This is a genomic window from Bradyrhizobium sp. C-145 (assembly GCF_023375135.1).
In the GTDB taxonomy this organism is placed as follows: domain Bacteria; phylum Pseudomonadota; class Alphaproteobacteria; order Rhizobiales; family Xanthobacteraceae; genus Bradyrhizobium; species Bradyrhizobium zhanjiangense.
The window spans coordinates 5,749,930-5,768,908 of sequence record NZ_CP088150.1 but is presented as its reverse complement, the minus strand read 5'-3'; the positions used below and the strand labels follow the sequence as shown (position 1 = coordinate 5,768,908).

Here is an 18,979-nt window from a genome sequence, read left to right as displayed (position 1 = left end):
TGGCCCTCGCGGCCGGGTGGTCTCGACTGCTAGCGTCACCGCGCAAGCCTTCTCTGGCATGTCCTGCCGAGATGGGTTATCAGCGCGGACAGGTTGCATCTAACTGGGTTTTCATCGGTCGGCGGATGACGCGTCTTTCGCATCTCACTTTGCGCAATTTCCTGATCGCGGTCCACGACTTACTGGCGACCACGGCGGCGCTTTTCGCCGCCTTCTATCTGCGATTCGAGGGCGGCGAAGGCTTCTTCGAACGCTTGCCGTTGCTATTCCAGATCCTGCCCTATTTTCTTGCCTTCAGCGTGGTCGTGTTCTTCGTCCTAAACCTGACCACGACGAAATGGCGGTTCATCTCGCTGCCGGACGCGCTGAACATCATTCGCGCGGCGACCGTGCTGACGGTTGCCTTGCTCGTGCTCGACTACATCTTCGTCGCGCCCAACGTTCGCGGCGCCTTCTTCCTCGGCAAGGTGACGATCGTCCTCTACTGGTTCCTCGAGATTTCCTTTCTCAGCGCGCTGCGCATGGCTTATCGCTATTTCCGCTATACGCGGGTGCGGCGTCATGCGAGGACCGATGATGCCGCGCCGACGCTGCTGATCGGCCGCGCCGCGGATGCGGAGGTATTGCTGCGCGGGATCGAGAGCGGGGCGATCAAGCGCATCTGGCCGGTTGGCGTGTTGTCGCCGTCGCTTGCGGATCGAGGCCAGTTCATCCGCAACCTGCCGGTGCTGGGCGGCATCGACGATGTCGAGGACGTCATCGCGGACTTCGCCAAGCGCAACAAACCGATCGCCCGTCTGGTGATGACACCGTCGGCGTTCGAGCCGGAGGCGCGTCCGGAATCGATCCTGATGCGGGCGCGTAAGTTGGGCGTGATCGTCAACCGCATGCCCTCGCTCGAGAGCGGCGACACGCCGCGGCTCACGGCCGTCGCGGTCGAAGATCTCCTGCTGCGGCCGAGCGAGAAGATCGACTATCTGCGCCTCGAAACCCTGATCAGGGGCAAGGCGGTGATAGTCACCGGCGGCGGCGGCTCGATCGGCTCCGAGATCTGCGAGCGCGTCGTCGCCTTCGGCGCCGCGCGTCTTCTGATCGTGGAAAATTCCGAGCCGGCGCTCTACGCGGTCACCGAAGCGCTCGCCGCGCATGCGGCGGCGCAGATTGAAGGGCGGATCGCCGACATTCGCGACCGCGAGCGCATCATGAGTCTGATGGCGGAGTTCAAGCCGGACATGGTCTTCCATGCCGCGGCGCTCAAGCACGTGCCGATTCTCGAGCGCGACTGGAGCGAGGGCGTCAAGACCAACATCTTCGGCTCCATGAATGTGGCCGACGCAGCGCTCGCCGCCGGCGCAGAAGCCATGGTGATGATCTCGACCGACAAGGCGATCGAGCCGGTGTCGATGCTCGGCCTGACCAAGCGTTTCGCCGAGATGTACTGCCAGGCGCTCGACCGTGATCTTGCTGCAGCGAACGGCGGTGCCAAGCCGCCGATGCGGCTGATCTCGGTCCGTTTCGGCAATGTGCTGGCCTCGAACGGCTCGGTGGTGCCGAAATTCAAGGCCCAGATCGAGGCTGGCGGCCCCGTGACCGTGACGCATCCCGACATGGTCCGCTATTTCATGACCATCCGCGAGGCCTGCGATCTCGTCATCACGGCGGCAACGCACGCGCTCGGAGCGCAGCATTCGGACGTCTCGGTCTACGTGCTCAACATGGGCCAGCCGGTGAAGATTGTCGATCTCGCCGAGCGCATGATCCGGCTCTCCGGGCTTCAGCCGGGCTACGACATCGATATCGTGTTCACGGGCATGCGGCCGGGCGAGCGCCTGCACGAGATCCTGTTTGCCTCCGAGGAGCCGACCCGCGAGATCGGCGTCCCCGGCATCATGGCCGCGCAGCCGAACGAGCCGCCGATGCAGACCCTGCGCAAATGGATTGCGGCGCTCGAGCAGGCGATCGCGCGCGACGATCGCGCCACCATCAGGACCATCCTGAAGGATGCGGTCCCCGAATTCGGGTCGACCGCGGCCTGACCATGCAGCCTCGAGGCAAGATCGTCGTCGCCTGTGCCGCTCTGGTCGACGGATTGTTGCGCAACGCTGTTCTGGCGGGGCAATGATGAGCGAGATAAAGCCGGTCGCGCTGGTGACGGGGGCGAGCGGCTTCCTTGGCCGCCATATCGTACCTGCGCTGACGCGGGCGGGATGGTCGGTCCGCCGCGCGGTGCGCAGCCCGGAAGGCACCGACAAGGTCGTGATCAAATCGATCGGCCCGGAAACAGACTGGCAGGCCGCGCTCGAAGGCGTCGACGCCGTCGTCCATCTCGCCGCGCGCGTGCATTACAAGAACGAGGAGCACGCGGTCCAGCTCTACCGCGACGTCAATGTCGACGGCACACTGCATTTGGCGCGCTCCGCAGCGATGGCCGGCGTGCGCCAGTTCATCTTCATCAGCACCGTTCTCGTTCACGGCCGCAGCAATGACGGCCGTGCGCCGTTCAGCGAGAGCGATGTCCCGACGCCGCGCGGCCTCTATGGCACATCCAAGGCTGAGGCCGAGGCAGGCTTGAGGACGCTGGCGCGCGACAGCGACATGAAAATCTCGGTGATCAGGCCGCCTCTGATCTATGGCGCGGGCGCCAAGGGCAATTTCGCGCTGCTGACGCGCGCGGTCAGGCGGGGACTGCCGCTGCCCTTTGCGGCGATCCGCAACCGCCGCAACTTTCTTTCCGTGCAGAACCTGTCGTCGTTCATCCTGCACCGGCTCGTCCATTCCGACCCGGCGAGCAATTTCGAGATCTTCCTGCTGGCCGATCGCGAGCGGGTTTCGACGCCTGAATTCATCGCGTGTCTGGCGAGAGCCTCCGGCAAGAGCGCCCGGCTGTTCGGCATACCGCCAAAGCTGCTCAGTGCGGCCCTCCGCGTCATGGGCCGTCAGGATATGCAAGACGGCCTGATCGGCTCGCTCGAGCTCGACATCTCGAAGGCGATCGCAACCGGCTGGCAGCCGCAGGTCACCCTCGAGGAGGGCTTGCGCCTGGCAGTGTCGGATCAGGAGCCCTGAGGCCGGGAGAAGCGGCGCAGCACGAATGCGACCGCGAGCGCGCCGGCAACAAGCGCGACCACGGTGATCGCCACCGCGGCGGCGCGGATGGTGAGGATGGCAAGCCCGGCGAGCACGAGGTTGAGCAGGAAGACCTCGCCGATCACCTGCGGCACCGTGAAGCCGTTGTCGGTGGCGCGCTGGTAGAAATGCGAGCGGTGCGCCGACCAGAACGGCTCGCGCCGCGCGATTCGTCGAAACAGCGTGATGGTGGAATCGGCGAGATAGTAGGCGGGCAACAGCAGCGCCGCGGCCGGCTGCCCGCGAAAGGCGAGCTCCAGCAGGCACCAGCCGAGCAAAAGGCCGATCGGCAGACTGCCGACATCGCCCAGGAAGACTTTTGCGACCGGACGGTTGAACGGTGCAAAGCCGAGCATGGCGCCGCACAGCGCCGTCGCGATCAGCGCGGCCGGCCACGGCAGCTCGCCGAGCCATCCCAGCAGCAGCAGCGCTGCGGTGACCGGCACCACTTCCGCTGCCGTCATCAGATCGAGCCCGTCCATGAAGTTGACGAGGTTCACGAACCAGACTCCTGCGAGCAGGATGAGACCGCGCTCCAGCGCAAGCGGCAGCGCCGGAACGATGCGCGCAGTCTCGGGCGCGGTGAATACCACGGCGCCGACGGCTGCCGCCTGCAGCACCAGCCGCAACAGCACCGGCAGCGACACGATGTCGTCGGCAAATCCGACCAGCGCGATCAAGACCGTCGCACCAACCAGCGCCGGCGGTATCGCGACGTTCGCGACAATCGCAAAGAGCGAGGCGACGATCAGCGTCGCGGCGATCACGGCGATGCCCGCACCCTGCGGGGTCGGGATGCGATGCGAGGACCGCGCGTTCGGCCGCGCCAGTGCGTAGCGCTGGAGCAGGGGACGGCTGGTCCAGGTGATGAGCGCCGACATCAGCGCGGCGATTGCGACGGCAAGCAGCGATGGCATGGCGGCGAGGGCGTCGGCGGGCGGGCTCACTCGGGCACCCCGATCGGCGCCGATCCTTGCGCGGCTTTCTCTGCGCTGAGGATCCAGACCAGGCCGCCGATCGCCCCGACGATGAAGAACACCGCGCCGAACAGCAGCGAGACGTTGACGCCCTCGTTTGCTGCGAGTCCGGCGAAGCCGAACGCGAGGCCCATCGTGGCTTCACGCACGCCCCAGCCTGCGATCGAGATCGGCATCATGGTGATCAGCATCACCGGCGGGACGAGCAGGAAGATCTGGCCGAAGCTGATCGGTGCCGCGATCGACTGCACCACGCACCAGGCGATGACGACGGCGAGCACGTGAACGAGGATCGACAGGATCGCGACGATCGGTCCGCGGCTGCGGTTGAAGATCACGCGATTGGCGACCACGGCACAGGCGTGGATGTGATGCGTGGCCCACCAGGTCTTCAGCCAGCGCCATTTCAAGGCGCCGAAGATCAGAAAGCCGAGGCCGCCCGCGAGCGCCGCGAAGTCGAGGAGCAGCAGCGCCGAGCGCCCGTTCGGATCAGTGATGAGGGTGTAGCTCCAGGGCAGGCTCGCGACGATGAGAACCGCGAGCGCGATCAAGCCGATCGCGCGATCGACGAAGATCGAGTAGGTCGCCGCGCGCCAGCCGGCGCCGGCACGTGCGACCAGCCACAGCCGGACCGCATCGCCGCCGATCGCGGACGGCAGGGTCTGGTTGAAGAAGGCGCCGATCACGTTGTAACGCATGGCCCGGCCGAGCTCGAGCGGCGCGCCGCATTCGGCGCTGATCTCGCGCCAGCGCAGCACGCCGACGAAGATTTGCAGGAAGGTGACCGCGATCGCCACGCCGATCCAGACCAGGCTGGTCACCGTGAAGCGCGAGAACAGGTCGGACAGGTCCACCTTGCGCAGCGCCAGATAGAGCAGCGCCGCGGATATCAGGATCTTGGCCGCAGAAAGCAGGATTCGGCGCATCTCGCCCGCATGGACAGGGTTTGCGAAGATTGGAGGCAACCCGACGCGAGGCGCCGAATTCGGCCGCTTTGGTATGGTTTTGGCGCCAATCTTGCAATAGCCGTGTGTAGTCAGCCGTGTGTAAGCCGTGCAGCGGCGTCTTGAAGGGCCCTCATGAGGAGCGGCAGGCCTATTGCGGCCTCCACGATGCGGCGGCTAAACAGGTTCTGCGGGCAAGGGATCTCTGGGGAACAGGATGACGGATCAGGCGATTTTGGTCACGGGCGCTGCCGGCTTCATCGGCTTTCACGTCGCCCGGCAGCTCCTGGCCGAGGGCCGGTCCGTCGTCGGGCTCGACAATCTCAACAGCTATTACGATCCCGCGCTGAAGCGAGCACGCCTTGCACTGCTCAAGAACGAGTCCAGCTTCTCCTTCGTCGAGGCCGACCTCGCCGACCGCGAGACGATCGAGGCGCTGTTTGCGCGACATCAATTTGCCAAGGTCGTGCATCTCGCGGCCCAGGCCGGCGTGCGCTACTCGATCGAGCAGCCGCACGCCTACGCCGATTCCAATCTCCAGGGCTTTCTCAACGTGCTCGAAGGCTGCCGCAACAATGGCTGCCGCCATCTCGTCTATGCTTCGTCATCCTCCGTTTATGGCGCCAACACAAAGATGCCATTTGCCGTGCAGGATCGCACCGACCATCCGGTGAGCTTCTACGCCGCGACCAAGAAGGCGAATGAATTGATGGCGCAGTCCTACAGCCATCTCTACCGGCTGCCGGTCACGGGCTTGCGCTTCTTTACCATTTACGGCCCGTGGGGACGGCCTGATATGGCCATGTTCCTCTTTGTCGATGCCATCATGGCGGGCAGGCCGATCCGGCTCTTTAACCATGGCAGGATGCGCCGCGACTTCACCTATATTGATGACGTGACGCGTGTAGTATCCAAGCTGATCGATCTTGTGCCTGCGGACGATCCGGCTGCCGCAAATGCGCCGTCAAAGCTCTACAACGTCGGCAACCACCATCCGGAGGAACTGATGCACGTCGTCGGTCTTCTGGAGCGGGAGCTGGGCCGGACGGCGATCAAAGAATTGCTGCCGATGCAGCCGGGAGATGTGCTGGAAACGTTCGCGGATGTCGAGGACCTGATGCGCGACACCGGCTTTGCGCCGTCAACGCCGATCGAGCATGGGGTCCATAACTTTGTCACCTGGTATCGGGACTATTTCAAGGTTTGAGATGACGATGGACAAACGCATAATCCCCCTGATCATGTGCGGCGGTGCCGGCACGCGGCTGTGGCCGGCTTCGCGCGAGGTGCGGCCCAAGCAATTCCTGCCGCTGTTCGGCACCCGCTCGACTTTCCAGGACACGCTGCTACGCGTCTCCGATCCCGCGCTGTTCGATCGGCCGATGGTTATCACCAATGCGGCCTATCGCTTCATGGTGCTGGAGCAGCTCGCCGAGATCGGGATCGAGGCCGATGTGATCCTCGAGCCGATGCGGCGCGATTCCGGACCTGCGATCGCCGCGGGCGCGGTGTTCGCGCAGAACCGCGCCAATGAAGCGATCGTGCTCGCGCTCGCCGCCGACCACGTGGTGCGGGACAATGCCACTTTCGTCGCCGCGTGCCGCGAAGGCCTTGCGGCCGCGAATGCCGGGCGCATCGTCACCTTCGGCGTCAAGCCGGAGCGGCCGGCGACCGAATACGGCTATATCAATCCGGGCGAGGTGATCACTGGCGAGGTGCTCGCGGTCGCGCGCTTCGTCGAGAAGCCGGATGCGGTGAAGGCGTCGGACTACGTCAATTCCGGCTATCTCTGGAACAGCGGCAACTTCATGTTCCCGGCCGCCGTGCTGCTCGACGAGTATCGCAGGGTGGATGCGGCGAGCATCGAGGCTGTCACGAGCGCCGTCACTAACGCCGGGCGCGATCTCGGCTTCGTCACGCTGGAGCCTCAGGCGTTCGGCGCGGCGAAGGCGATCTCGATCGACTATGCGGTGATGGAAAAGACCTCGCGCGCCGCCGTCGTGCCGGTGTCGTGCGGCTGGTCCGACGTCGGCTCCTGGCACGCGGTGTGGGAGCTCTCGGCGAAGGACGCGCTGGGCAACGCCGCGCACGGCACCGCCGTGTTCGAAGACTCCCGCAACTGCAACGTCACCACCGATTCCGCGCTGGTCGCGCTCGAAGGCGTCGACGATCTCGTGGTGGTCGCGACTGCGGACGCGGTGCTGGTCTCGCGCCAGAAGGATGCCAACGGCTTAAAGCGCCTCGTGACCAAGCTCAAGACGGTGGCGCCGAAGGTCACCGAGGAGCATCTTAAAGTGCACCGGCCCTGGGGCAGCTATCAGTCCGTCGACAATGGCGAGCGGCATCAGGTCAAGCGCATCGTGGTGAAGCCGGGCGGCCGGCTGTCGCTGCAGAAGCATCACCATCGTGCCGAGCACTGGATCGTGGTGCGAGGCACGGCACAGGTGACTGTCAACGACACCGTGAAAGCGGTGCATGAGAACGAGTCGGTCTACATTCCGATGGGCGCCGTTCACCGGATGGAGAACCCCGGTAAAATCATGCTGGAGCTGATCGAGGTCCAGACTGGAAGCTATCTCGGGGAAGACGACATCATCCGGATTGAAGACGACTATCAAAGGTCGTAACCAGCAAACTCCGAATCACGCGACCCGGGCCGAAAGAACGGTATCGCTTCCCGCTTAAGGCCCGGGGAACGTGTAACTTTTTGAATCAAATCGTGTCCGGACCGCTAGCGCGGCATTCGCCACAAATGTGGCGTCCGTGCTAGAAGCGGCGCGGGGATTTGGGTTGAATCGGGGTTCCATCAGATGAGTTCCAAAGGATCTGCACCGGCAAAGGCCGGCCTGCGCGTCGGCGTCATTGGCGCGGGCGTGATGGGCAGCAACCACGCGCGCGTGCTCGCGGGTCTTCCCGGCGTCAGCCTGGTCGGCATCGTCGATCCTTCGCCGACGCACCGCACCCGCACCACCGAGCTTGCGAGCTGCCAGGGTTTTGAGACGCTCGACCAGCTCTTCGCCGAGGGCGTCGATGCCGTCACCATCGCGGCGCCCACACATCTGCATCACGAGGTCGCGCTCGCCTGCATCGCCAAGAACATTCATGTGCTGGTCGAGAAGCCGATCGCATCCACGGTCGAAGAGGGCCGCGAGATCGTCGCCGCCGCGCGAAAGGCCGGCGTTACGCTGATGATCGGTCATGTCGAGCGCTTCAATCCGGCGGTCGCCGCGGTCAAGCAGGCGATCGCAGGCGAGGACATCCTGTCGATCGCGATCACCCGCGTCGGCCCGTTCCCGCCGCGCATGTCCAATGTCGGCGTCGTCATCGACCTCGCCGTGCACGACATCGATCTGATCCGCTGGTTCACCGAATCCGACATCGTCGAGGTGCAGCCGCAATTGTCGAGCGCGGTCGCCGAGCGCGAGGACATCGCGCTGTTGCAGTTCCGCACCGCCAACGGCGTGCTCGCCCACATCAACACCAACTGGCTGACGCCGTTCAAGGCACGCAGCGTCACGGTCGCGACGCGCGACAAATACGTGATGGGCGATCTGTTGACGCGCCAGGTCACCGAATGCTTCGGCTTCAAGCCCGATGGCAGCTATTCGATGCGGCATCTACCGGTCGGCCATGACGAGCCTCTGCGCGCCGAGCTGATCGCGTTCTTGAAGGCCGTGGCTAACGGCGAGACGCCGGCCGTGACCGGCGATGAGGGCGTGGCCAGCCTCGAGATCGCCACGCAGTGCCTGGAGACGCCGTCGCGGCCCGCCGCGGCGGCGCCCGCCCGCAAGGGCCCGCGCCGCGTCGCCGGCTGATCCCTTTCCATGTCGGCTTCTCAAACTTCGCGAGAAAATCAGCAAAGCGCCATGAACCAGCATCCGCGTTCCGATCCCATTCCCTTCATCGATGTCGGTGCGCAGCGCCGCCGGCTCGGCGCCTCGCTCGATGCGGCCGTGAAGCGGGTTCTCGACCATTGCCAGTTCGTCAACGGCCCTGAGGTCTTCGAGCTGGAGAAGCAGCTTGCGGCCTACAGCGGCGCCAAGCACGTCATCGGCTGCGCCAGCGGCACCGATGCGATCCTGATGGTGATGATGGCGAAGAATGTCGGACCTGGCGATGCCGTGCTGTGTCCGTCCTTCACCTTCATCGCCACGGCGTCGCCAGTGGCGCGGACCGGCGCGACGCCAGTCTATGTCGACGTGGACGAGACCACCTTCAACATGAGCCCGGAGTCGCTGAAGCGCGGCATCGCGACCGCCCGCAAGGCCGGGCTCAAGCCTGTCGCGGTCATTCCGGTCGACCTCTTCGGCCAGCCCGCCGATCACGACGCCATCGCCGAGATCGCCAGGGACGAGGGCCTGTTCGTGCTCGACGACGCCGCGCAAGGCTTTGGCGCGAGCTACAAAGGTCGCAAGCTCGGCACGCTCGGGCACGCCACCGCGACCAGCTTCTTTCCTGCTAAACCGCTCGGCTGCTTCGGCGACGGCGGGGCGATCTTCACCGACGACGACGAGCTCGCGGCCACGCTGCGCAGCATCCGCGTGCACGGGCAGGGCGTCGACAAATACGACAACGTTCGCCTCGGCCTGACCGGCCGGCTCGACACCATGCAGGCCGCAATCCTGCTCGAGAAGCTGAAGATCTTTGACGACGAGATCGCCGCCCGCAACAAGGTCGCGGAACGTTACGCGCGTGGCCTGTCCAACGTCGTCACCGTGCCGCGTCTGTCGCCCGGCAACACATCGGTCTGGGCGCAGTACACCATCCGCTTGCCTGAAGGTACCGACCGCGACGGCTTTGCCGCCGCGCTGAAGGCCCAGGGCGTGCCGACCGCGATCTATTACGGCAAGTCGATGCATCAGCAGACCGCCTACAAGCAATATCCGGTCGCAGACGGCGGCTTGCCTGCTTGCGAGAGCCTGTCGGAGGACGTCATCAGCCTGCCGATGCACGCTTATTTGACCGAAGCCGACCAGGAGCGGGTCATCGCCGCCGTGTACGGCGCGCTTTCAGCCTGATTGCGCGGTGCTGGCTTGAGGTTAACCTCTCCCGCTTGCGGGAGAGGTCGCGCCGAAGGCGCGGGTGAGGGCTCTCTCCTCTTGGGGAGCCTTTTTTGTGGAAGCAGCCCTCTCCCCAACCCTCCCCGCAAGCGGGGGAGGGGGCGCACCTTCGTCGCGGCGTGCACCTAGACCTAATCGCGCGATGCTCTACAAGTGACGCATGCTCGGACGCATCTTCACGGTTGGCGGATATACGCTGCTCTCGCGGGTGACGGGATTTGCCCGCGACATCATGCTTGCGGCGATTCTCGGCGCCGGCCCGGTGGCCGACGCCTTCTTCGTGGCGCTGCGGCTGCCCAATCATTTCCGCGCGATCTTCGCCGAGGGCGCCTTCAACGCGGCCTGGGTGCCGGCCTATGCGCATGTCCATGGCGAGAAGGGGGAGGGAGCGGCAAGCCTGTTCGCCGATCGCATCTTCACGCTGCTGCTGGCCTCGCAAATCGTGCTGCTGATCGTTGCCTGGCTGTTCATGCCGCAGGCCATGAGCATTTTGGCGCCCGGCTTTTCCGAGGACGCCGAGCAACGCAAGCTCGCGATCGAGCTCACGCGAATCACCTTTCCTTATCTGCTGCTGATCACTCTGGTGACGCTCTACGGCGGCATGCTCAACGTGATGCAGCGCTTCGCCAGCGCTGCGGCCGCCTCGATCTTCCTCAACGTCGCGATGATGATGACGCTGGCGCTGGCCGCCTGGTTTCCAACCGCGGGCCACGCCGCGGCCTGGGGCGTGCTGATCTCCGGCTTCCTGCAATATTTCCTGCTCGCTGGCGATCTGGCGCGTCATGGCGGCCTGCCGCGCCTTGCGCCGCTGAGGCTCGATGAAGACGTCCGCGGCTTCTTCAAGGCGTTAGGGCCTGCGACGCTGGGCTCAATGGGTACACAGGTCGCGCTGTTCGCCGACACCATCATTGCGACCTTCCTGCCTGCCGGCGCGCTGTCGGCGCTCTATTACGCCGATCGCCTCAACCAGCTCCCGATCGGCGTGATCGGCATCGCCATCGGCACGGTGCTGTTGCCGGAAATGTCGCGGCGGATCACCGCCAACGACCACGACGGTGCGATGAAGGCGCAACGCCGTGCGTTCGATTTCACTTTGCTGTTCTCGGTGCCGTTCGTCGCGGCCTTCATCACCGTGCCCGAGGCGATCATGCGCGCGCTGTTCGCCCGCGGCGCGTTCTCGAAGGCCGATGCGGCCGCGGCAGGTGCAACGCTCGCCGCCTATGCCATCGGCCTGATCCCCTTCGTGCTGATCCGCAGCGCGGTCGCGACTTTCTATGCGCGCAAGGATACGGCAACGCCGGTCCGGGCATCGCTGACCGGCATCGCGGTCAACGTCGCCCTGAAAGTCGCGTTAATGGGATCGCTCGCCCAGATCGGCCTCGCGCTCGCAACAGCCGTTGGTGTCTGGACCAACCTCTTGCTGGTGCTCTTCTTCGCAGTGCGGCGAGGCTTTCTCGTGCCGGATCGCGGCTGGCTGATGTCGCTCGCCAAATTCCTGCTGACCGGATTGATCCTGTCTGCCGCCTTCTGGCTGATTGCGCACTTCAGCGCGGCCATTTTGGCCTCCATGCAGACCTTCCGGGACGAAGTGACGCTGGCCCTCTTGGCCATCGGGGGCACGATCGTCTATGCGCTCGCGATCCTCATCCTGTTCGGCCGCAACTGGCTGATCTCGCTGGTGCGAGGCTAGGCGTTACCCCGCCGTCACCGCGTCGTGCGATGCCGCCGCCGGGGCCTTTCATGCGGTTCGCCGATCATGATACGATCTTTACATATTCGGGTGCCGTCCTCAGGCAACAAAGCGATGAGGCAGTGACCATGACATTATTCCGCTCTCCCTGGCCCACATCTCAAATTGACAAGTTCGCCACCAGCAATGCCGACCTGCTGATCCTGATCGGCCGCATCCTGCTTGCATGGGTCTTCGTTGGAAGCGCGTACGGGGCACTTACGAACTTCAGCGGCTCAGTGGGCTATTTTCGGTCGCTGAACCTTCCAATGCCCCAGCTGTTCACGGCAATAACCGTCCTGCTGGAAATACTGATATCGGTTTGTTTGATACTCGGCATTGGAACGCGCTACTGCGCAATTTTGGTTTTGCTATTTGTAGTCGCGGCTACTGCAATCGCACATCGTTACTGGGAATATCCCGCCGGTGCGCAACAGATTGGACAGTACAATAATTTCTTGAAAAACATCTCGATATTGGGAGGCGCTCTGTTGATCTTGGTCACCGGAGGGGGACGGTTCTCGCTCGATCGGAGGCTGGCAGGCTAGCAGCGTTGTTCGTTTCTCAGCGTCAATAGCCAATAATTTTCCTGAACTGCCTGGAGGCGCAAGCATCGTCGCTCCCTCGCAGAGCTGAGAGAGTGTGGCCGCACGATGTGCGCGCTTTGGGTTCGTTCGCCCTTGCGTCATCAGGCGACGCGCAGCCCTGCCAGTTTGGCAGCTGCCAAGCCGCGCCTTAAGGCCACTGCCTTAAGCCCACTATTGCGTCACTTCGCCCTCAGCCTGAACGTAACCTCGAGCAGATGGCTGAGGAGTTTTGAGAGAGGCTTCAAGCGCTCGGCAGTGATTCCGAAGAAAAGCATCAGCCACGTCGCCAGTGCGGCACACCACAATAGACTTTCCAATGTTTCGGGCATGAGGACACCCCTTCAAAACAAGTACTTGAAATGCGAGCAGTCTTGCCGAACGAAACCCGCGTGGCAAGTCCTCCAATAAGTGGCAAGACGCCGAAATACTCGGAAGAGCGTTAGCTCGCACATGACATTCGCCAAAGCACTGCATCTGGGTGTGCGCCGGGGAAGCAAAACCAATCTGCTGCTGGTGCTCTTCTTGGCGGTGCGGCCAGGCGAATTTTCAGAGACGAATGCGGAGCGAAGGGCTCGCGTCTAGGATGCAACCGACAGCGGCGCATCCCTTGATTTTACACGATCGTTGTGGTACGAGCGCCTCATGATCAAATCCGTGCGCACCGTCAACTTCATGCACATGACCCGCTTCGGCTGGGCCGTGGGAGGAGTCGCGCGCTAGGAATTCGACGACGACATCTTTTCCACCAGGCCCCGCCGGCATCGGACGGGGCCTTTTCTTTGGCCACGCTCCCTGCCGGCTCAACAGCAGGAGCATCCGATGCCACCCCATCAGACGATCATTACATCCGAGACCGAGCGCGATGCCGCGGCGCTCCGTCTCGACCTCCCCATTGCACTGGAAAAGGATATTGCTGGACCAGCGGCCACTTCGGCGCAAAGCGTCTTAGGCCTGCTCAAGCAGTGTTGGCGAGCGTTTCAGCGGCGGCGCCAGCGCCAGGGCTTACGGGTCACTTTGCAGGAGCTCAGTGACAGGGAGCTGATGGACATCGGCTTGACGCGTAGCGAGATCGACTACATCACATCTCAACGAGCCATCGAGACGCTTAGAGACAGGGCGACGCATCTATGGAGCCGTGGTGTGATGTGACTGATAGGCATCAGACGCGGACATGCGCTTTGCGAGCAAGCGGCGGTCAGCGCGGCCGCTTGTTCATGGGAGTGTGCGGGTTAGTTCGGCAACTATCATGCCAATAGCCGGACCGATCTTCACGGGGAAATGACCGAGCTGCGACCTTTCGCGCCCATCCGCTCTAACAGGCGAGGGCAGCGAACAACTTTCGCGGACTCCGGGTGCCTAAACCCGTTTGCCTTGCAAGTTTTTCCACGGCAATATGCCGCCAAAACAACCATGAGAACGGAAGACAAAATGGCGGCTCCCATCAAATTCGGCGTTGGCCAAAGCGTGCTGCGCAAGGAGGATGACGCACTCATCCGCGGCAAGGGTCGCTATACCGACGATTACACGCCGCAGGCCGCGCTCCGCTGCTTGATGCTGCGCTCGCCGCATGCGCATGCCAAATATACCATCGATGTGAGCCGCGCCCGCGGCTTGCCCGGCGTCGCGCTGATCCTGACTGCCGAGGACGTCAAGGATCTCGGCAATCTGCCGTGCCTGTTCAACCTCGAGACCGATCCGTTCACCGGCCCGCCATACCCAATCCTCGCCAAGGATGAGGTGCGCCATGTCGGCGACGCCGTCGCCTTCGTGGTCGCCGAGACCATCGATCAGGCCCGTGACGCGATCGAGGCAATCGACGTCAAATGGAGCCCGCTGCCGGCGGTGACCGGCGTCGTCAACGCAGTCAAGAAAGACGCGCCGCAGGTCTGGCCGGACAAGCCGGGTAACGTGCTGTTCGACGTCTCGATCGGCGACAAGGCCGCGACCGAAGCCGCCTTCGCCAAGGCGCATGCGGTCGCCGAAATCTCCATCGTCAATCCGCGCGTGGTCGCGAGCTTCATGGAGACGCGCGCGGCGGTCTGCGAATACGACGCCAAGCGCGACCATCTGACGCTGACCGTCGGCAGCCAGGGCAGCCATCGCCTGCGCGACATCCTCTGCCAGAACGTGCTCAACATCCCCACCGACAAGATGCGGGTGATCTGCCCAGACGTCGGCGGCGGTTTCGGCACAAAGCTGTTTCCGTACCGGGAATACGCCCTGATGGCGGTCGCGGCGCGACAGCTGAAGAAGGCGGTAAAGTGGGCGGCCGATCGCTCCGAGCATTTCATGGGCGACGCGCAGGGCCGCGACAACGTCACCACCGCCAAGATGGCGCTGGCCGAGGACGGCAAGTTCCTCGCGATGGATTGCGACCTGATGGGCGACATGGGCGCGTATCTGTCGACCTTCGGGCCCTATATCCCGCACGGCGGCGCCGGCATGCTGCCGGGCCTCTACGACATCCAAGCCTTCCACTGCCGGGTGCGCACCATCTTCACCCACAGCGTGCCGGTCGATGCCTATCGCGGTGCCGGACGGCCGGAGGCGGCCTACGTCATCGAACGCCTCGTCGACGCCTGCGCGCGCAAACTCGAGATGACGCCGGATGCCATCCGTCGCAAGAATTTCATCCCGCTGAAGGCGCTGCCTTATAAGACCGCGACCGGCAAGGTCTACGATTCCGGCGACTTCGCCGCGCATCTGAAGCGCGCGATGGAGATCGCGGAATGGAAGGAGTTTGGAAAGCGCGCCAAGGCAGCCAAGAAGCAGGGGCTGATCCGCGGCATCGGCCTTGCGAGCTACGTCGAGATTTGCGGCGTGATGGGTGAGGAGACGGCCAACGTCCGCCTCGATCCCAATGGCGACGTCACCGTCCTGATCGGCACGCAATCGAGCGGACAGGGTCATCAGACCGCCTATGCGCAGATCGTCGCCGAACAGTTCGGCCTGCCGCCGGAGCGTGTGCATATCCACCAGGGCGACACCGACGAGATTGCGACGGGTCTCGGCACCGGCGGTTCGGCCTCGATTCCCACTGGCGGCGTCTGCGTGGAGCGTGCTGCGGGCGATCTCGGCAAGAAGCTGAAGGAGTTCGCAGCGCAGGCGCTGGAAGCGAGCGCGGGCGACCTCGAGATCACCGACGGCGTGATCCGGATCGCCGGCACCGACCGCTCGATCTCCTTTGCCGACCTCGCCAAGCGGCCCGGCGCCGATTCGTCGAAGCTCAACGGCAGCGCCACCTTCGCCAGCGCCGACGGCACCTATCCCAACGGCACGCATCTGGCGGAGGTCGAGCTCGATCCGGCCACCGGCATCATCAAGATCGTCAACTATGTGATCGTCGATGATTTCGGCAAGACGCTCAATCCGCTGCTGCTGGCGGGGCAGGTGCATGGCGGCGCCATGCAGGGCATCGGCCAGGCTTTGATGGAGCAGGTGGTCTATGGCGCGAGCGACGGCCAGCTCATCACCGCGACCTACATGGACTACGCGCTGCCGCGCGCGACGGACGGGCCGGCCTTCGTGTTCGAGACCAACAACGTCCCCTGCAAGACCAATCCGCTGGGCGTGAAGGGGGCGGGCGAGGCCGGCGCGATCGGCTCCTGTCCGGCCGTCGTCAACGCCATCGTCGATGCGCTCTGGCGCGAATACAAGATCGACCACATCGACATGCCGGCAACGCCCGAGCGGGTGTGGATCGCGATCAACGAGCATCACCGCCGTCACAGTCTCTAGGCCCAGAACCTCCGCGCGGGAATAAACGCCCTGCGCGGGGTTCTATTCATGATGGCCGAATTCCCCCAACCGCCTCGGAGACACAAGCCGATGAGACGAACGATGATTGTCGCGGGTACCCTGCTGCTGGGTGTGGGCGCCGTGATGGCGCAGCAGGAGATCGCCGTTCAGCAGGACAATCTGATGCGCTCGATCGCCAAGAACCAGTATGGAATCATCCAGAAGATGACCAAGGGCGACATCCCCTATGACCAGAAAGCGGTCGATCAGGCCATCGCCAGCATGGAGGCGGATGTCGCCAAGATCGCCAAGACCTTCGAGGTCAATCCCAAGCAGGACGTGGTGAACGCGACGTATGGCGCCTCGCAAAAGGTCTGGCAGAACAAGGCCGATTTCGATTCCAAGATCCCGCCGGTGCAGAAGGCGATCGCCGACGTCAAAGGCAAGATCACCAATGTCGCGAGCCTGAAAGCGGCCTATACCGCGATCAACGATCGCTGCACTGACTGCCACGAGACGTATCGGGTGAAGCTGAAATAACAGGGCCAAGTCCGTAGCCCGGATGGAGTGAAGCGAAATCCGGGAGGTCTATCCTAGAATGATAGTCCGTCCCGGATTGCGCTGCGCTCCATCCGGGCTACCAGAATTGAAAAATGGCGGTTGCGAAAGCAGCCGCCCTTTTTGCGCGACCATGGGCCGCGAGTCGCCGCGCAGCACGGTAGGAAATTCCTCCGCGAGGCCTGACGGATCGCCGTGAGAGCGGTTATGTTTGCTTCAGCCGCCGCGGCATTGATGTGAGCTGTTGGATGCCGGCGCATCTCGCGCCTGACTGCCTCATGACAGCAGGAGTTCCAACGCCCGGCGAGGAACTGAAGCAACAGCGAGATAGGCCATGGCAAAACCGTTCCCGTCGAAGACCCACATCGGCAACCATATGCTGCATCCGGAAACCTTGATGCTGACCTATGGCTATGACCCGCAACTGTCGGAAGGCGCCATCAAACCGCCGGTGTTCCTGACCTCGACCTTCGTGTTCAAGACGGCCGATGACGGCCAGGACTTCTTCGACTACGTCGCCGGCCGGCGCGAGCCGCCGGAAGGGATGGGCGCGGGCCTGGTCTATTCGCGCTTCAATCATCCCAACAGCGAGATCGTCGAGGACCGGCTCTCGATCTACGAGCGCACCGAGAGCTGCGCGCTGTTCTCGTCCGGCATGGCAGCCATCGCAACCACGATCCTGGCTTTCGTGCGCCCCGGCGACGTCATTCTGCACTCCCAGCCGCTCTATGGCGGGACGGAAACGCTGCTGACGAATACGCTTGCGCGTCTGTCGATCGGCGCCGTCGGCTTCGCCGACGGCATCGACGAGGCCGCAGTCAAGCAGGCTGCGGAGGAGGCCATGGGCAAGGGCCGGGTGTCAATGATCCTGATCGAAACTCCCGCCAACCCGACCAACGGGCTGGTCGACATCGCGATGATGCGCCGTGTCGCCGAAGTCATCGGAAAGGCTCAGGGACACACACCGATCATCGCCTGCGACAATACGCTGCTCGGACCGGTGTTTCAGCGACCGATCGAGCACGGCGCAGATATTTCCTTGTACTCGCTCACGAAGTATGTCGGCGGTCATTCCGACCTGATCGCGGGCGCCGCGCTCGGCTCGAAGGCGCTCATGAAGGGGATCAAGGCGCTGCGCGGCGCCATCGGCACCCAGCTCGATCCGCATTCCTGCTGGATGATCAACCGGTCGCTCGAGACGCTGAGCCTGCGCATGGAAAAGGCCGATGTGAATGCGCGCCTCGTCGCGGACTATTTGCGCGATCACCCCAAGGTGGCGAAAGTCCACTATCTCGGTCATCACGAGGACGCATCGCCAGCCGGACGGGTGTTCGCGGAGCAATGCTCAGGCGCCGGCTCCACCTTCTCGTTCGACATCGTCGGCGGCAAAGAAGCGGCCGTCAAATTCCTCAACGCGCTCCAGATCTTCAAGCTCGCCGTGAGTCTCGGCGGAACGGAATCGCTGGCCAGCCTGCCGGCGACGATGACCCATTCCGGCGTTCCCGCCGACATTCGCCGGAAAATCGGTGTCCTCGATTCCACGATCCGGCTGTCGATCGGCATCGAAAATCCGTCCGACCTGATCGCCGACCTCGCGCAGGCGCTGAGCGCGGCTTGAGCGTGGCGAGAATCGAAAAGGCCGGACGCTCCCTCCCAGCATCCGGCCCTTCCGCGACGAAGCAGCGTTCGCGCTTACTTCGTCACCTGGCCGCGGATCTCGCCGCCCGGGTTCGCCGCCGTGTGGATGTTGATGTAGTACTTGCCGCCGAGCAGATCGGCCGCCTGCGCGTCGGTGAGCGTCGCTTCGCCCTTGACCGGGCTTGAGGCCGCATTCGGGATCGCGACCGCAACGCCGGCGTTCTTGCCCGCCTCGGCCGGGCCATGGAAATGAGCCGCGGTGGCAGGGCCAGAGAGCCCGGAATAGTTGACAGTCCAGGACAATTTCTTGCTGGCTGCATCGTAGTTCAGGTCGGCCGTTCCGCTGCCGCTGCTGGTCGTTGCGGGCACCTCGGACTTGGCGTCGAGCGTTGCTTTCAGCTTTTCGGCGCAGGCCGGGCCTGCAAAAGCGACGGCACCGAGCGCGCACATGGCGATGACGGTCTTGTTCATGACATTCTCCCTGCAAAACCCGTTCGGGCTGGCTAACTTTCAACAGTCGGCATTTCAGTTTATTCCCGTTTCCGGCCAGGGCGGGCTAAATTCTTTGTGGTTGGAGCCGCACGGAGATCGGTCATAGGTTCGCCGCAACGAATGAATGGAT

Annotated in this window: 15 protein-coding genes; 12 read left to right on the top strand and 3 right to left on the bottom strand. The window is 63.8% G+C overall.

All coding sequences use genetic code 11. The features are described from left to right. Positions 1-125: 125 nt before the first annotated feature. Together LRP30_RS27290 and LRP30_RS27285 are read left to right on the top strand one after the other, a co-directional pair. Positions 126-2,036, top strand: a complete 1,911-nt coding sequence (locus LRP30_RS27290) for an SDR family NAD(P)-dependent oxidoreductase (RefSeq protein ID WP_249756732.1) — start codon at positions 126-128, stop codon at positions 2,034-2,036. 85 nt (positions 2,037-2,121) lie between these two features. After that, complete coding sequence (locus LRP30_RS27285) at positions 2,122-3,066, top strand: NAD-dependent epimerase/dehydratase family protein (protein ID WP_249761838.1); 945 nt, start codon at positions 2,122-2,124, stop codon at positions 3,064-3,066. Here the strand turns inward: LRP30_RS27285 and LRP30_RS27280 are convergent. Together LRP30_RS27280 and LRP30_RS27275 are read right to left on the bottom strand one after the other, a co-directional pair. Then, complete coding sequence (locus LRP30_RS27280; RefSeq protein ID WP_249756731.1) at positions 3,054-4,073, bottom strand: glycosyltransferase family 4 protein; 1,020 nt, start codon at positions 4,071-4,073, stop codon at positions 3,054-3,056. The genes LRP30_RS27285 and LRP30_RS27280 overlap by 13 nt on opposite strands. Then, a complete protein-coding gene (locus LRP30_RS27275) occupies positions 4,070-5,029 on the bottom strand; it encodes a lysylphosphatidylglycerol synthase transmembrane domain-containing protein (RefSeq protein ID WP_249756730.1) in 960 nt (319 codons plus the stop codon). The genes LRP30_RS27280 and LRP30_RS27275 overlap by 4 nt, the downstream gene beginning before the upstream one ends. A gap of 235 nt (positions 5,030-5,264) precedes the next feature. Between LRP30_RS27275 and LRP30_RS27270 the strand changes: the two genes are divergently transcribed. The 10 genes from LRP30_RS27270 to LRP30_RS27225 all read left to right on the top strand — a co-directional run bounded on the left by LRP30_RS27270 (position 5,265) and on the right by LRP30_RS27225 (position 18,337). Then, the gene (locus LRP30_RS27270; RefSeq protein ID WP_249756729.1) at positions 5,265-6,254 is read left to right on the top strand and encodes an NAD-dependent epimerase; all 990 of its coding nucleotides are present in this window, start codon (positions 5,265-5,267) and stop codon (positions 6,252-6,254) included. 7 nt (positions 6,255-6,261) lie between these two features. Next, complete coding sequence (locus tag LRP30_RS27265; RefSeq protein ID WP_249756728.1) at positions 6,262-7,674, top strand: mannose-1-phosphate guanylyltransferase/mannose-6-phosphate isomerase; 1,413 nt, start codon at positions 6,262-6,264, stop codon at positions 7,672-7,674. Positions 7,675-7,857: 183 nt separating this feature from the next. Then, entirely contained in the window at positions 7,858-8,862 is a 1,005-nt protein-coding gene (locus tag LRP30_RS27260) for a Gfo/Idh/MocA family oxidoreductase (RefSeq protein WP_249756727.1), read from the top strand. A 51-nt stretch (positions 8,863-8,913) separates the two neighbouring features. Further along, the gene (locus LRP30_RS27255; RefSeq protein WP_249756726.1) at positions 8,914-10,065 is read left to right on the top strand and encodes a DegT/DnrJ/EryC1/StrS family aminotransferase; all 1,152 of its coding nucleotides are present in this window, start codon (positions 8,914-8,916) and stop codon (positions 10,063-10,065) included. 202 nt (positions 10,066-10,267) lie between these two features. Beyond that, on the top strand, positions 10,268-11,797 hold the full coding sequence (gene murJ / locus LRP30_RS27250) for a murein biosynthesis integral membrane protein MurJ (RefSeq protein WP_249756725.1): 1,530 nt from the start codon (positions 10,268-10,270) through the stop codon (positions 11,795-11,797). Positions 11,798-11,847: 50 nt separating this feature from the next. Further along, positions 11,848-12,384, top strand: coding sequence for a DoxX family protein (locus tag LRP30_RS27245; protein WP_249756724.1), 537 nt, complete (start codon positions 11,848-11,850; stop codon positions 12,382-12,384). An 858-nt stretch (positions 12,385-13,242) separates the two neighbouring features. After that, complete coding sequence (locus tag LRP30_RS27240; protein ID WP_128932757.1) at positions 13,243-13,572, top strand: DUF1127 domain-containing protein; 330 nt, start codon at positions 13,243-13,245, stop codon at positions 13,570-13,572. A 279-nt stretch (positions 13,573-13,851) separates the two neighbouring features. Next, positions 13,852-16,161 carry a xanthine dehydrogenase family protein molybdopterin-binding subunit gene (locus LRP30_RS27235; RefSeq protein ID WP_249756723.1) on the top strand — a complete coding sequence of 770 codons (2,310 nt, stop codon included), beginning with the start codon at positions 13,852-13,854 and terminating at the stop codon, positions 16,159-16,161. 90 nt (positions 16,162-16,251) lie between these two features. Beyond that, the gene (locus tag LRP30_RS27230) at positions 16,252-16,701 is read left to right on the top strand and encodes a cytochrome c (protein WP_128944941.1); all 450 of its coding nucleotides are present in this window, start codon (positions 16,252-16,254) and stop codon (positions 16,699-16,701) included. 352 nt (positions 16,702-17,053) lie between these two features. Then, positions 17,054-18,337 carry a cystathionine gamma-synthase family protein gene (locus LRP30_RS27225; protein WP_249756722.1) on the top strand — a complete coding sequence of 428 codons (1,284 nt, stop codon included), beginning with the start codon at positions 17,054-17,056 and terminating at the stop codon, positions 18,335-18,337. 74 nt (positions 18,338-18,411) lie between these two features. Here the strand turns inward: LRP30_RS27225 and LRP30_RS27220 are convergent, their stop codons facing one another. After that, positions 18,412-18,828 carry a CHRD domain-containing protein gene (locus tag LRP30_RS27220; RefSeq protein WP_249756721.1) on the bottom strand — a complete coding sequence of 139 codons (417 nt, stop codon included), beginning with the start codon at positions 18,826-18,828 and terminating at the stop codon, positions 18,412-18,414. Between the last annotated feature and the right edge of the window lie 151 nt (positions 18,829-18,979).

What these genes read in the sequence shown, in the direction of transcription:
- LRP30_RS27290 (WP_249756732.1), top strand. Translation starts at nt 126, where the DNA reads ATGACGCGTCTTTCGCATCTCACTTTGCGCAATTTCCTGATCGCGGTC.
- LRP30_RS27285 (WP_249761838.1), top strand. Translation starts at nt 2,122, where the DNA reads ATGAGCGAGATAAAGCCGGTCGCGCTGGTGACGGGGGCGAGCGGCTTC.
- LRP30_RS27275 (WP_249756730.1), bottom strand. Translation starts at nt 5,029, where the DNA reads ATGCGCCGAATCCTGCTTTCTGCGGCCAAGATCCTGATATCCGCGGCG.
- LRP30_RS27270 (WP_249756729.1), top strand. Translation starts at nt 5,265, where the DNA reads ATGACGGATCAGGCGATTTTGGTCACGGGCGCTGCCGGCTTCATCGGC.
- LRP30_RS27265 (WP_249756728.1), top strand. Translation starts at nt 6,262, where the DNA reads ATGGACAAACGCATAATCCCCCTGATCATGTGCGGCGGTGCCGGCACG.
- LRP30_RS27260 (WP_249756727.1), top strand. Translation starts at nt 7,858, where the DNA reads ATGAGTTCCAAAGGATCTGCACCGGCAAAGGCCGGCCTGCGCGTCGGC.
- LRP30_RS27255 (WP_249756726.1), top strand. Translation starts at nt 8,914, where the DNA reads ATGAACCAGCATCCGCGTTCCGATCCCATTCCCTTCATCGATGTCGGT.
- murJ (WP_249756725.1), top strand. Translation starts at nt 10,268, where the DNA reads ATGCTCGGACGCATCTTCACGGTTGGCGGATATACGCTGCTCTCGCGG.
- LRP30_RS27245 (WP_249756724.1), top strand. Translation starts at nt 11,848, where the DNA reads ATGCGGTTCGCCGATCATGATACGATCTTTACATATTCGGGTGCCGTC.
- LRP30_RS27240 (WP_128932757.1), top strand. Translation starts at nt 13,243, where the DNA reads ATGCCACCCCATCAGACGATCATTACATCCGAGACCGAGCGCGATGCC.
- LRP30_RS27235 (WP_249756723.1), top strand. Translation starts at nt 13,852, where the DNA reads ATGGCGGCTCCCATCAAATTCGGCGTTGGCCAAAGCGTGCTGCGCAAG.
- LRP30_RS27230 (WP_128944941.1), top strand. Translation starts at nt 16,252, where the DNA reads ATGAGACGAACGATGATTGTCGCGGGTACCCTGCTGCTGGGTGTGGGC.
- LRP30_RS27225 (WP_249756722.1), top strand. Translation starts at nt 17,054, where the DNA reads ATGGCAAAACCGTTCCCGTCGAAGACCCACATCGGCAACCATATGCTG.
- LRP30_RS27220 (WP_249756721.1), bottom strand. Translation starts at nt 18,828, where the DNA reads ATGAACAAGACCGTCATCGCCATGTGCGCGCTCGGTGCCGTCGCTTTT.